The organism is Neobacillus sp. MER 74, assembly GCF_023714155.1.
Map to the genome: position 1 here is coordinate 791,512 of NZ_JAMAUV010000001.1, position 13,886 is coordinate 805,397.

The following is a 13,886-nucleotide window of genomic DNA, read 5'->3' on the forward strand; positions in this document are numbered from 1 at the left end:
AGGGTTATGATGAAAGTAGAGTATAAATATAACGAACAGTTTCTCGAGCTAAAGGAAACCCCTAACGGCGAAGATTTTGAATTTACCCTTACTTTTGTTGATAACAAATGGAAGAAAAAAATCGAAGAAATTCGTGAGTATTTTGATACAAACAACATCCTAACTGATATCCATTTTTATATTCATCCGAATAATAGGTTTCAAATAATCGTTAGAAAAGACTTTTATAATGAATTTATCATTCAGTTGTTTAAGCAACAAATAGTGGAAAAGATTAAATGGGTTTAAAAAGTGGCTGCCATTATTCTGTATGGCAGCCATTTTTATACTCCAAATCTATTATTAGCTACGAATCTTGCTTAATATGAGGTGAGACTTCGGTCTTATTCTTCTCTTCCTAAAGCCTTCCAAACCATTTCGTAAACCTTTTTCACGGGAATGTCATGAAGTCGTGCAATGCTTTTACATTCTTCAAACTCCGGAGCACATTGCACAATTTGTCCATTATACAATCCTTCTTTTACTGTCACAGGACCCCACATAGTAGTAACTTTCCTAAACTTTCTTTCTAACCGGTGTACGGTTAAAGGATAGTAGCGTATTCCTAGTGTGGTAGTTTCCTTAAAAAGAATTTCTTTCATTTTATTTATATGTTTCTCTGAACAAAGTAGTTGAAGTAATACGCCTGGTCTATTTTTTTTCATATATATCGGGGTATAGAAGACATCATTAGCGCCAGCCTCAAACAGCATGTCCATTACATAGCCAAGCCATTCTCCAGTAATATCATCGAGATTGACTTCCATTTTAACCATCTGATTATCAAGATGCTCATTACTGGGAGGAAGTTGAGAGACCATTAAATCATTTCCTTTCCTTTCGTAACGAAAAATAAATATAGAAAAAGAACGTCAGCTTAAAGTTTCCTTTTAGTCTTCTCCAATGACGACACGAAGCACATTGGGATGATTTTTAAAGGTCTTCGTTCCAGCACCATAACCAATGGATGTAATCTTCATGGATGGTATCGGGCAAAATTCTTCTGCCAAGACAGCCACAATTGCTGCTCCCGTTGGAGTGGTGAGCTCGAAGCGAATGTCAGATTGTTCAATTGGTACACCTTTTAAAATTTCAAGAGTGGCCGGTGCAGGTACAGGATAAATACCATGATCAATATGGATACGACCTGTTCCCACAGGAATGGACGAGGATTTAATAACATCTATTTCTAATTGATGAATTAAGATAGCTGCACCGATAATGTCAATAATCGAATCTACTGCCCCAACTTCGTGAAAATGGACCTTCTCCAAGGGAATTCCATGGATATGTCCTTCCGCTTCACCAATTCTTTTAAAGATTTTTAATGCTGTATTTTTCACAGGCTCAACAAAACCTGCCCCCTCAATTAAAGCAACAATGTCTTTATAAGCCCGGTGTTCATGATCATGATGAGAATGCTGGCCATTTCCATGGCTATGATTATGGTGGTCATGATGATGCTCATCCTCGTGCGCATGGATGTGTTCGTGACTGTGTCCATGTTCATGTTCATGGTTATGTACGTGACTGTGTCCATGTTCGTGTTCATGGTCATGATTGTGTTCGTGATCATGTTCGTGTTCGTGATCGTGGGCATGGATGTGTTCGTGATCAAGTTCGTGATCGTGATCATGTGCATGGTGATGGGAATGAACATTCTTCAACATCACATCAAATTTAGTACTTGTAATCCCATTTTTCACTAACTTTGTCCATTTCAACATATACTCATCATCAATATGAAGTTTTTTTAATTCTTCTACTAAACGATTCGGATCTGCACCCGCATCAATCAAAGCTCCAATGACCATATCTCCGCTAATACCTGAAAAACAATCAAAATAAAGTGTTCTCACTATTTCCCGGCCCCTTTTTGTGCAAGTTGATCAATTAATACGGCGTTATATCCCCCGCCAAACCCATTATCAATATTCACAACACTAATCCCTGATGCACATGAATTCAACATCGTTAATAAGGCAGATAATCCATTAAAATTTGCTCCATACCCGACACTCGTTGGCACAGCTATAACCGGATGAGAAACGAGTCCGCCAACTACACTTGGAAGTGCCCCTTCCATACCCGCAACAACAACAGAGACTGTGGCATTTTGAATTTCCTCAGCATGACTTAGCAAGCGATGAATTCCAGCAACACCTACATCATAGATACGATGAACTTTGCTGCCTAATACTTCGGCAGTAACCGCGGCTTCTTCGGCAACACGTAAATCCGATGTACCTGCACAAATTACGGCAATATATCCTTGTGACTCTCCTTCAAACAATTTGTCCTCTTTCCAAAAAAGAATTTGTGCTACTTCTTTGTAAATAAATTCAGGGCAAGACCGTTGGACAATTTCTGCCTTTTCCTTGTTAATACGCGTGACGAGCACTTGGTTATTTCGAGCTCTCAACACTTGGATAATCGAAATAATTTGTTCAGTCGTTTTCCCTTCACCGTATACGACCTCTGGGAAGCCTTGACGTTTCTTACGATGATGGTCAACTTTAGCAAAACCCAAATTCTCAAATGTAGCTAGTTTCTCTTTTGCTTCTTTGACACTTAGGGTTCCTCTTTGAACCTGCTGTAAAATTTCTTCAAGCATTCATTTCCCCCCTATTTATATAAACTCAAAAATGTTTAGACATTCCACTTGCCAGCTTTTCATATTTCTCATAAATAAGTCTATATTTTTCACTATTCTCTTTATTAGGAACGATTGCCTTACCCATTGGGATATTCCTTTTAATCTCTTCAAAGGAATGAACTTTATCAATGGCCACTAATGCTGTCCAGGCTGCTCCCCATGCTGCACTGTGGTGGCTCTCCGGCACATAAATTTCCGCCTCGAATACATCTGCTATCATTTGCAGCCACAATGGAGATCTGGATAAACCACCATTAACATAAATCTTTTGATGTTTCCCTGCTAAACTCTCTAAAGTTTTGCCAATTTGAAAGAGGTTAAAAGTAATCCCCTCTAGAACCGCTCGAATAAAATGTTCTCTTTTATGCGTAACAGATAATCCAAAGAAATTCCCTTTTGCCCGTTGATTCCAAAGTGGTGCTCTTTCGCCATTTAGATAGGGGTGAAAGATGATTCCATCGGCACCAAGCGGCACCTTTTCTGCATCTGCAAGGAAATCAGCGAAGTCTCTAGGATCATTCAAAAGGTCTTTTAACCATTGTAGTGCATTCCCGCCATTATTGGTAGGACCTCCAATGATAGAAAAATCCTTTGTAAAAGAATAACAAAAGTTTTCTTGATTTTCGCTCATTTTAACTCCACTTGTGAATTGCCGAATGGCCCCGCTAGTCCCAACTGAAACCGCCACTTCACCAGGGAGAATCGCTCCAATTCCCAAGTTAGCCAATTGGCCATCCGCAGCACCGATGACAAAAGGAAGGTCAGAATCAATCCCCATTTCATCCGCTTTTAGAGGATTAATCCCTGTTAAAATCTCGGTTGGGGGGACAATTCTAGAAAGCTGATTTTCATGAATACCCGTTAGGGATAATAATGTTTGATTCCACGTATGTGTGTCAGGATTAAATAACCCTGTCGCAGATGCCATTGAATAATCTATAACCCTTTGATTATACCAGCATTGAAGTAAATACTCCTTAATTGACATAAAGTATTTCGCTTGAACGTAAGGTTCATATTTCGTTTCTTTCATCCATAATAACTTAACAAATGGCGTCATGGGATGAACCGGTGTACCTGTGTCTGAATACACCTCATTTCCCATTGTTTCGATCACTGATTCTGCTTGTAGATAACTTCTTCCATCCGCCCAAATTAAGGCTGGAGATATAGGAGTGCCATTATCATCCACACAAATAAGGGAATGCATGGCGGATGATAATCCAATAGAAATCAAATCATTTTTTTCAATCTTGGCTTTCTCTATTGCCTCATGTATTGCTTGTACAGCTGATTGCTCAATCTCAATAGGGTTTTGTTCGACCCATCCTTGCTTTGGATAATGGAATGTGTTCATTCTCTCAGCTTCGGCGACTAATTTACCTTGGAGATCAAATACGCATGCTTTAACACTTGTTGTTCCGATATCAAGTCCCATTACAACTTCTCTTGACATGTTCTCCTCTTCCTTTTCACATAACAATAAGTAATATTATTATTTATTGCTATTTTAATATTTGTTATATTAAAAGGCTCTGGATTATTCCAAAGCCTTTTTATTAAAAGTACTTTCCTAAAGCACATTTGCAAAGAAGAAAGCTCTATGACAGCACCTTATTCATACTTCCACTCTGATATCCAATTAAATCTAACGTGATATATTTGTACCCATATCCTTGAAGTGCTTTCACGATTGAGTCATGATTTTCAAGAATCTTCTTCATATCATTAGGTTCTACTTCGATCCTTGCAATCTCCTGATGTGTTCGTACCCGTACCTGATGGATAGCTAGTGACTTTAAATAAGCTTCGGCTTTTTCTACCTTCGTCAGCTTTTCTTTTGTAATATATTCCCCGTAGGCAATTCTTGATGAAAGACACGCTAATGATGGTTTATCCCAAGTTGGCAAATCAAATTCTCTCGAGAGTTCTCTGATTTCTTGTTTAAACAGATTAGCTTCTAGGAGTGGACCGCGTATCCCCTTCTCTTTAGCGGCCTGCATACCTGGTCGAAATTCATTCATATCATCTGCTATGACACCATAAACCACATTTTGAAAGCCCTTTTCTTCCATGACTGGAATCAAATGATCAAATAAACTGCTTTTACAAAAATAGCATCGATTTTTATTGTTTTCCGCATATCCTGGAATAGCAAGTTCTGAGGTTTCAATCACTTGGTGCCTGACACCAATTTGATTTGCAAGAACTCTTGCCTCTTCTAGTTCACTAGAGGGGTAGCTTTCAGAGTCTGCTGTTACTGCGAGTACATGCTCAGCCCCTAGGGCATCCACAGCAGCCTTTAATAAAAAAGTACTGTCTACTCCTCCTGAAAATGCAACTACCACTGATTCCATTTCTCGGAGAATAGACTTTAATTTTTTGTATTTCTCTGTTAGCATGGTCTGTTTCTCCCCCAATCCCATATCTAATTTAAGTCAGCCATTGTTAATTTATTTAATGGACTTTAGAATTATGTTCACCTTGGATTTATATTGTCATGCTGCCAAAGCCGCCATCTACTCTTATAAGCGTTCCTGTTACAAAACTCGACGCTTTTTCAGAAGCAAGCCAAACCGCAGCACCTTGTAACTCTTCCGCTTCACCAAAACGATTCATTGGAGTATGTCTCATGATTGATTCAATCCGCTCTTTATCTAAAATTTTTCGGTTTTGTTCCGCAGGGAAAAATCCTGGAATAATTGCATTGACACGAATTCCATTTTGTGCAAATTCACGTGCTAAAAATTGTGTAACGCTGTTAAGGCCAGCTTTTGATACGGAATATGTGAAAACTCTTGATAATGGGGTTGTTGAAGAAACGGAAGAGATATTAATAATACTTCCTTTTCTTTCCTGCTCAATCATTTTCTTTGCAAAAATCTGGCAGGTTAACACAATACCTTTTAAATTTATATCCATAATTTTGTCCCATTCGTCCATGCCAAGTTCAAAGAAGGGTGTAGCACTATTTGTACCCGGGGCATTTAATAGAATGTCCCAGCCGCCAGACCATTGATCAATTTCATTTGCTGCGTTAACTAAAGACTCCTTTGAACTAACATCTGCAGAAAATGCCTTGGCTTCCCCGCCACTCTCATTAATCTCCTTGGCAACTTCTTCTGCTTTTTCAAGATTACGTCCTACAATTGCAACTTTGGCACCGTGGGAAGCCAAGCCTTTTGCCATTGCTGACCCCAAAACACCATTTCCACCAATTGCAACTGCAACTTTGCCACTTAAATCAAATAATTGTGCCATGATTACTCTCTCCCTTTTTCTATTAAAATAAATTTCCACTTTCATTGAAAGGAATGTCATAAAGATCAGAACATTGTTCCATATTAGGATGCTGCCTCACGTAATCTAGTAAAGGCTCCGATACTTCAATTTCACTTAATACTAATGTATTTTTTATGCGTACTAATTTAACGTTCGAAAAATCAAGAATATTACATGTTTTAATTGCTGCTTGGAATGCTTGTTTATCATTCGGTAAGGTCGTAGCAATTTTAGTTGGAGCAACAACGGTTGAAGTTAAACCATTCGCATAGGTTCCTTCTTTATCCATCTTGTCTACAAGCCGTTGCGTCGTAAAGTCTGCCGTTCCTACCCCATTTGCATTACCCTCCGATTGATGGGTTACATCGAGGACCACCATTTTGTTAACATCCGGTCCACCAGAAGCATATGGAGTTGGATAACGTCCGGTAATATTAGGATCCATTCCATCTCCACTAATGTTTTTGCCAATTTCATCAATGACAAGGACATCCAATTGATCAAAGAAAAGCTTTGGCAATAACTCTTTTGCTTGCTTTTGAAGCTCAGGTTCTTTATCTATAATCTCTTCTGTCGTAAGTACTTCAATGATGGCTACTTTATCAAATGCATTTTCAACGGATGCAACCCCAAACAGGAAGGGGGTCTTTTCCATGATGATCTTCGCCATGGCAGGAACATTTTCTGCCATATACTTAAATCCCATTTGATGGCAAGCTTCTGCCCCTTTTTGCTTTCCTAATCCAATACTGATCATCTTCATCATTCCACTTTCAACAGGACCACGAAAAGCTGTGTGTGGTTTGATACGGTTAATGACCACAATTCCATCTGCCTCTGAAGCAAATTTATCCACATAAATAGGCAATCCATTCGGCAGCTCACTAATCTTTACTACTTCCATTGAAGAACGAATCTCACAGCCGACACTTTCTTCGGTTACCCCAAGATGTGCTAAAACTTCGCGCTGTCCCTCCGCTGTCGCACCCCCGTGGCTCCCCATACTTGGCACTATGAAAGGTTTGGCCCCCAAATCTTTTAAAAATCTTACTGTTACTTCGGTCATTTCAACGAGGCGGTCGAGCCCCCTGCTGCCAACAGCAATGGCAATTTCCATCCCAGGCTTAACCTTTTCCTGAATTTCTACTCGTTGTAATTGTGTCATCAAGGTTGAACCAAGGTCATCAATTTTTTTGTTATCAAAGTTCACTTTGACCTTTGCCATTTTAGGAACTGGAATATCTTTTAATAATTCTTGCAGGATACCCATAGTTGCTTCACTCCTTTTTTATACCTATTAAGTTTTCCTCTTTCGATCCTATTCCATGTACTTATGAAATTTTATAAATGATAATCCCCTTGTAATCCCTTACAAAAGAAGTATAAAAAAAGGTGTTTTTTTATTTAATTTGTTTACCAAACAAACTAATTATCTGTATAATAACATTATGAACCATTTACGTCAATAAATATAAGAGTTTTTCCTTTTAGAAAACTAAGGAGGTTCTTTATGCTCACAGGAGATGCAGCATTTATCAAAAAAATGAACAGATCGTTAATCTTAAGTAAAATTGTAGAGCATAAAATGATATCTAGAGCAGAGTTAGCAAAAATGACGGGATTAAATAAAGCTACAATCTCAGTACAGGTATCCGATTTGTTAGAAAAAAATTAATTATTGAAACACAACAGGAACACAAAAGTTTAGGGAGAAGGCCAGTCATGCTCTCTGTTAACCGTGAGGCAGGTTTTGTCCTCGGAATCGATTTGGATAAAAATTCAATTACATTTACCATATCAGATTTAATCGGTACTTCCGTTCAGACCGAAATAATTGAACTGCAAGTATCAGCTTATGATGTCATTCTGGATTTATTAATTGAACAAATTAAAAGTTATACACAAAGGTTCGCTCCTTCTTATTACGGTATTGTTGGAATTGCGATTGGAATCCATGGAATTGTCAATAAAAATGAAATGGTTGATTATGTCCCCCAACATGGCTGGCAAAACAAAAACTTAAAAAAAGACTTAGAGAATGAAATTGGAGTCAAAGTTTACATCGAAAATAATGCCAACTTATGCTCGATTGCGGAAAAAGTGTACAAACACCATCAAAGTAGCAACTTATTATCGGTTAGTTTGTATTCTGGAATTGGAATTGGATTCATTATCAATGGTGTATTATTCAAAGGATACCACGGCTATGCAGGTGAGATTGGGCACATGATTGTCGTTCCAAATGGCCTGCCCTGCAGTTGCGGAAATTTAGGATGCTGGGAGCAATACGCCTCTGAAATGAGCCTATTTATCAAATTGGCTGAGAAACAAAAAGATTTGGCTTTCAACTTTGAAGATATCCAGCATCGGATTAAAGAACATGATTCTGCTTTCAATGAAGAGTTAGATCAATTTCTTTATTTTCTTTCGATTGGGTTAAATAATTTAATTAACCTTTATAATCCTGAAATCCTAGTGGTCAATAGTGAAGCACTTCGTTTATTTCCAGATACCGCCAATAAACTCAAAACCCATCTTTCTTCCTCAATTAGCCATTTTTCTGAATTGTATATCTCTGAATTTGGCAAAAAGGCATGTATTATGGGAGCCTGTGCTTTAGCCCTTCAAAACTTTTTAGGAGTTTCAGAGCTATGTTTAACTTTGAGCGAAGAAAGCTTTCCCCATAAATAGAAGAAGCAAAAAGTAACAATAATCTGAACCAGTCAGAACCAATTCACGAAAATAAAATGTGAATTGGTTTTTTTGTTAAATAAAAGAAAGGTGCCTGACACCATCCTAGTGCCTGACACCCATTTTATTTAAAACCATACAGTAAATCCTAATTTTCTCAAATGTTTTGCTGAAATTTCTAAACAGTCAAATGGATCGCGGCCATAGGTATCATCTTGTTCCACCAAGAAATACTGTGCGCCACTCTCTAGACCTGCTTCAGTAATTGCCTTGATATCAAGGTTACCTTCCCCAAGTTCCGCAAATTCAATCGTATTCGTAAAGATATGCATGAATTTTGCCATATCTTTAAAGTCTACTTCACTTAAATCCATTTGTCCGATTCGGTAATCTTTGAGGTGAATTAAAGAAATGCGTCCAGCGTATTGTTTAACAAACTCAACAGGGTTTACGCCTGCTCTTTGAATCCAGTGAACATCTAACTCAAAACCTAGTTTAGTTGTGTTATTTTTAATGATATCCAATAAATATTCACCATCATATTTTTGGAATTCAAGATGATGTGTATGATAATACAATTCAATTCCATGTTCAGCTAATCTATGGGCCATCGCTTCTGCTTTTTCAATAAAATCCATGATTCTATCTTTGTGACCCATACAAGTTAACGGCAGCATTCCGATTCGTAAAAAATTACAATCGAGCGTCTTACAATCATTTACGATTTTTTCAAAATCACTAGTTAATGTCTCACCAGGCGCGCCAGGAAGCATGGGCTCTAGTGCAGCTGAAAGAGCCGCTATTTTGATATCAAAGTCGTTACTAGCTCTCCTTAATTCCGCGACGTTCTCAGCTGTCATCGGGATTTGTGATACCTCTACAGCGTGATAGCCAAGTTCACTTACTTTTTTCATTGTTTCATAGGCACCAAGTTCTTCGACTTTGCCTTTAAGCATCATCATTTGCACGCCGATTTTACCCTTTTTCATGGTTACCCCTCCATCTTTATACTTTGTTTTGTCTCTGAAGATAGTCGAATGGCATCAATCATTTGAATAGATACAAGCGCATCCTTTGCATGAACATAATCATGAGTGCCCAGCAAAATACAGTTATAGAATTGATTAATTGTTTTCGCATGGCTGGCACCATAATAGAATTTCGAGCCAGGCAGCTTAGCATCTTCTATCAATTCTTCCTTTTTTCCCTCATCATTTATCCTTGTGAGAATGCTGTCTTTAATGATGAATTTGCCCTTTTCAAGATATACTTCTAGCTCTACACTAGAGTTCTCAGGATTTGCATTGGTTGAAAAATATAATCCTCTTGCACCGTTTTCGAAGAGTATATGTGCAGAAGCTGTATCTTCCACTTCAATCCCATAATCCAATAATTGGTCCACAGAACCTCTTATTGATTCTATTTTTCCGCCGACTAGCTGGATTAAATCCAGTGTATGAAGGGATTGATTGATCATGGAACCGCCCCCGGCATACGCCATTTTTCCACGCCATGGTTTCACATCATAATAAGCTTTTGGCCTATACCATGCCACCAGCCCTTTAACTCCTGTGACTTTGCCATATTCGCCGCCTTTGACAATCTCCATAAGCATTTCAAACGACTCATTATAACGGTTTTGTAAACAGACTCCGATTTTAACTTCACTATGGCCTTCCTCTAGTTTTACCAGTGCCCTTCCTTCCTCAGTGTTCAAGCCCAACGGCTTTTCTTGAAAAACATGAACTCCCGCATCTACACAATCTCTTGTTACAGGATAATGTAGATAGTGAGGAAGACAATTATGGACAACATCAAGGTTTTCTATTTCAAGCATCTCGTTATAATCCGTATAAAAATTTACCCCTGGTACGGTATCTTTTAATGATTCATTAATATCACAAACTGCCGCCAACTCGGCATTTGGGTTAGCTTGTATAGCTGGAATATGAATTTTAGAAATATCTCCAAGTCCAATTACCGCAACTTTTAGCATTTGCTCCTCCCCTTTTTTGAAACGAACCCGGGAGCGTATTTGCACCCGAGTTCGTTTCAAATGTTCGATTACTTTCTAACCGGGTATTTTCCTTCTTCAGCAATCCGTTTATTTAATTCTTCTAGGAATAAATCTTCATCAAATGGTACTTCTATTTCCTTGCCTAACCAGCTTGACAGGTGCATCGCATTTGCAAGTCTAACACCATTAATTCCATCGCTGCCAGGAGCTAATAATGGGGTACCTTCTACAATTGAAGAAGCAAAGTCTTCTAAGACAGCAATGTGCTGTTCGCCCCAAACATTACCAAAATCAAGTACTTCCTCAGTGAAAATGTCACCTGCACCGCCGCCCATAAACAGCTTCATAACATCTGACATATCCATGGAATTGCTCATTTCATTCTCAGATTGTTTCAGGCGCTTAATGGTTACTTTCTTACTATCATCTACCACGATTTTTCCTTTATCTCCCAGGATTTCTAAACGGTCAGTTCCCATTACATCGTGTGTACGAGTTACGAATACACCAGTAGCACCATTTCCATAATCAAATACTGCAGTCACATCGTCCTCAACCACAATATCTCTTTGATAGCCATAATTTACTTTTGCATAAACCTTTTTCGGCATGCCGCAAATCCATTGAAGCAAGTCAATTTGGTGTGGTGCTTGGTTTACAAGGACACCACCGCCTTCTCCACCCCAAGTTGCTCTCCATTCACTTTGATTGTAGTACCCTTGAGGTCTCCACCAGGTAGTAATAATCCAGTTGGTATTGCGGATGCTGCCAATCTCACCATTATCAATAAGTTCTTTTACTTTTTTATAAAGTGGATTTGTACGCTGGTTAAAGAAAATGGCAAACCTAAGTTCAGGCTTGGATGCTGCAAAATCGTTTAACTCTTTCACTTGTTTTGTATAAACACCAGCTGGTTTTTCCACTAATGCATGAATGTTTCTTTTTAGTGATTCAATTCCCATTTCAGGATGTAGATAATGTGGAACAGTTGTAACGACTGCATCAACATCACCACTTTCAAGCATATCGATATAATTATCGTAGAAAGGAACACCAGGATACTTCTCTTCCGCTACTTGTTTTTTAGCAGGATCATTATCACAAATCGCACCAATCACCATGTTTTTAACTTTTCCTTCAGAAATGAAATTAGCGTACATACCACCTTCTGCACCTAATCCAATAATCCCTAATCTTACATCTGCCATAATTAAATTCCCTCGCTTTCGATTTCTTTAAGAATGTCTAGAAGTGCTTCATATTGAAACTTGTAGCCGCCGGCACCATCCAGCCCTTTGTTGTCCTTAATGATTTCAGTTGCATCTTCAAGCTCTAAATCCTTTAAAGAATCAAAGAGAACAAGATGTGGCTCAAGAGTTAAAAATCCTTTGTAGCCGTTCTTAATAAACTGGGCTAAAACTTGCGGTATTTTGCCATCGCCAGTTCCACATACAACGTTTTGACTTGTCTGTGTTACAGCATCCTTTATGTGTATATAAACAATCTCATCTTTTAAGAGATCGTGACACTCTTGTGTATCCTCACCGCACTGTACGAAATTAGCGAAGTCGAAAATCCCTTTAAAGTAAGGGGAACCTACTTCTGTTAAAATCTCATGACAGCGTCTCGCGATATCACCAAAGATATCCTTTTCATTTTCATGCAGCAAAATCACATTGTATTTTTCTGCTATGGCAGCAAATTCCTTTAACTTGCTAACAACTTGACTACGAAATTGATCTGCATCTTCACCCTTAGGAATATAGAAGCTGAAGATTCGCATATATTTACAATCTAGCAAATTGCTAATTTGGCAAAGCGTGTCCAACATTTGCTTTTGCTTATCAAAACCCTCTTCATCATTGATGAATACCTTTCCAATTGGCGAGCCTATAGAAGAAACGCAAATTCCGCCCTTTTGAAGCCTGGGCAGGACATTTTCGTTTATTTCATCAACAGTAAAATCACCAATATTTTTCCCATCAATACCACGAAGTGATATATATTTCATTCCTAAATTTGATACAACCTCAAGCTGGGTATCAAAATCAGATGATATTTCATCTGAAAATCCTGAAATCATTAAGTCTTGATTCATTTATGTTTTGTCCTCCTTTTTAACAGGATTGGTTCTACTTATTTTTGTTTTCTGATAACTTGAAGGTGTCATGCCCACCTTCTCTTTAAAATACCGGCTAAAATGAGCGACACTCTCGAAGCCCGTAGCCTGTGATACCTCAGTTAACTTTAGATCAGGTTCAATTTCCAATAAATATTTCACCTGGTTAAGCCGGCAGCCCATCACATATTCCATCACAGTAAAGCCGGTGACTTCCTTAAAAACATGGGAAGTATAGTACTTACTAAGATTCAACTCCGCTGCCAATCGATCCAAACTAACTTTTTCGCTATAGTGATTATTAATCCAAGAGGCAATTTCTTCAGCATGGAGTTCTTTTTCAGACTTTCTACTTGTTACATGGGCCAATTCATTTTGACTCATTTTATAAATCCTAAGCAGCAAATGAATTAACTCCAGCTTCACTTCTGCTTCTAAGAATTGGTTTCTTTCCCCTGTTCGCTGCATCTCTTCATCCAATTGGGCCAGTGAGCCTGCAATCTGCTTGATCTGTCCATCAACAAAATGTCCTGATTCATCATACCCCGTTCGAATCAAATAATTGTTAAGCTTTTGAAAAGGGTCCAATAAATTGGGCAATCCCAGCACAGGCAATATCTCCTGGAGCCAGATCGGAGAAAAATGAAGCATGCTTCGAGTATAGGTACTCCCCATTTGCGGGTTCGCTTTATGCAGGGTCATGCCATCCAAAAGTATAATATCACCAGGCTGTAATTCATAAATCCGATTGTGGATTAAATACTTACAATCACCTGAATGGAAAAAATAAATTTCATATTCTTGATGTGAGTGAAAATTAAATATATAGGACTCTACTCCCTGCATACGGTAGAAGGCATTAATCCAATCCTCTGTGACTTTTATTTTATTAGAAGAGGAATTCCCCTTATCCATTACTCTCACACCTTTCAGGTAAGCGCTAACAATATTAATTCGTTTACTGAACATACTTATATTTTATTGCAAACTAACTCAAAAAACATTCTCTAAAAATGCCCAAATTCGAATATTTTTTGACTGGTATTGCTCTGATAGTAGAAACCTCAGTCAATTTATTGCAA

At 38.2% G+C, this 13,886-nt stretch carries 13 protein-coding genes and 1 pseudogene; 3 read left to right on the top strand and 11 right to left on the bottom strand.

Annotation, left to right across the window (positions count from 1 at the left end; all coding sequences use genetic code 11):
- The first annotated feature begins 6 nt into the window (after positions 1-6).
- Positions 7-288: a hypothetical protein gene (locus tag M3610_RS03920; protein WP_251456659.1), complete on the top strand. Its 282-nt coding sequence runs from the start codon at positions 7-9 to the stop codon at positions 286-288.
- A gap of 95 nt (positions 289-383) precedes the next feature.
- On the opposite strand, the pseudogene larC reads toward M3610_RS03920, so the two are convergent.
- From larC to M3610_RS03950, 6 genes and pseudogenes are all read right to left on the bottom strand, one after another.
- Positions 384-1,853: pseudogene (gene larC / locus M3610_RS03925) on the bottom strand (nickel pincer cofactor biosynthesis protein LarC).
- 44 nt (positions 1,854-1,897) lie between these two features.
- Positions 1,898-2,653 carry a nickel pincer cofactor biosynthesis protein LarB gene (gene larB, locus M3610_RS03930; RefSeq protein WP_251456661.1) on the bottom strand — a complete coding sequence of 252 codons (756 nt, stop codon included), beginning with the start codon at positions 2,651-2,653 and terminating at the stop codon, positions 1,898-1,900.
- A 25-nt stretch (positions 2,654-2,678) separates the two neighbouring features.
- Positions 2,679-4,151: a gluconokinase gene (locus tag M3610_RS03935; protein WP_251456663.1), complete on the bottom strand. Its 1,473-nt coding sequence runs from the start codon at positions 4,149-4,151 to the stop codon at positions 2,679-2,681.
- 145 nt (positions 4,152-4,296) lie between these two features.
- On the bottom strand, positions 4,297-5,097 hold the full coding sequence (gene larE / locus M3610_RS03940; protein WP_251456665.1) for an ATP-dependent sacrificial sulfur transferase LarE: 801 nt from the start codon (positions 5,095-5,097) through the stop codon (positions 4,297-4,299).
- 88 nt (positions 5,098-5,185) lie between these two features.
- A complete protein-coding gene (locus tag M3610_RS03945; RefSeq protein ID WP_251456667.1) occupies positions 5,186-5,956 on the bottom strand; it encodes an SDR family oxidoreductase in 771 nt (256 codons plus the stop codon).
- A gap of 22 nt (positions 5,957-5,978) precedes the next feature.
- The gene (locus tag M3610_RS03950; protein WP_251456669.1) at positions 5,979-7,247 is read right to left on the bottom strand and encodes a nickel pincer cofactor-dependent isomerase, group 22; all 1,269 of its coding nucleotides are present in this window, start codon (positions 7,245-7,247) and stop codon (positions 5,979-5,981) included.
- A 240-nt stretch (positions 7,248-7,487) separates the two neighbouring features.
- Here M3610_RS03950 and M3610_RS28310 point away from each other — a divergent pair, with 240 nt between their 5' ends.
- Positions 7,488-7,652: a hypothetical protein gene (locus M3610_RS28310; RefSeq protein WP_311315797.1), complete on the top strand. Its 165-nt coding sequence runs from the start codon at positions 7,488-7,490 to the stop codon at positions 7,650-7,652.
- Positions 7,653-7,699: 47 nt separating this feature from the next.
- Complete coding sequence (locus M3610_RS03955; RefSeq protein ID WP_311315798.1) at positions 7,700-8,668, top strand: ROK family protein; 969 nt, start codon at positions 7,700-7,702, stop codon at positions 8,666-8,668.
- 128 nt (positions 8,669-8,796) lie between these two features.
- Here the strand turns inward: M3610_RS03955 and M3610_RS03960 are convergent, their stop codons facing one another.
- The 5 genes from M3610_RS03960 to M3610_RS03980 all read right to left on the bottom strand — a co-directional run bounded on the left by M3610_RS03960 (position 8,797) and on the right by M3610_RS03980 (position 13,719).
- The gene (locus M3610_RS03960; protein WP_251456671.1) at positions 8,797-9,657 is read right to left on the bottom strand and encodes a sugar phosphate isomerase/epimerase family protein; all 861 of its coding nucleotides are present in this window, start codon (positions 9,655-9,657) and stop codon (positions 8,797-8,799) included.
- Between the two features lie 2 nt (positions 9,658-9,659).
- On the bottom strand, positions 9,660-10,664 hold the full coding sequence (locus M3610_RS03965) for a Gfo/Idh/MocA family protein (RefSeq protein ID WP_251456673.1): 1,005 nt from the start codon (positions 10,662-10,664) through the stop codon (positions 9,660-9,662).
- 68 nt (positions 10,665-10,732) lie between these two features.
- Positions 10,733-11,893, bottom strand: a complete 1,161-nt coding sequence (locus M3610_RS03970) for a Gfo/Idh/MocA family protein (RefSeq protein ID WP_180230000.1) — start codon at positions 11,891-11,893, stop codon at positions 10,733-10,735.
- 2 nt (positions 11,894-11,895) lie between these two features.
- Positions 11,896-12,783 (bottom strand): sugar phosphate isomerase/epimerase family protein, encoded by an 888-nt coding sequence (locus M3610_RS03975; protein ID WP_251456675.1) that lies wholly within the window; start codon positions 12,781-12,783, stop codon positions 11,896-11,898.
- Positions 12,784-13,719 (bottom strand): AraC family transcriptional regulator, encoded by a 936-nt coding sequence (locus M3610_RS03980; RefSeq protein WP_251456677.1) that lies wholly within the window; start codon positions 13,717-13,719, stop codon positions 12,784-12,786.
- Positions 13,720-13,886 lie beyond the last annotated feature (167 nt).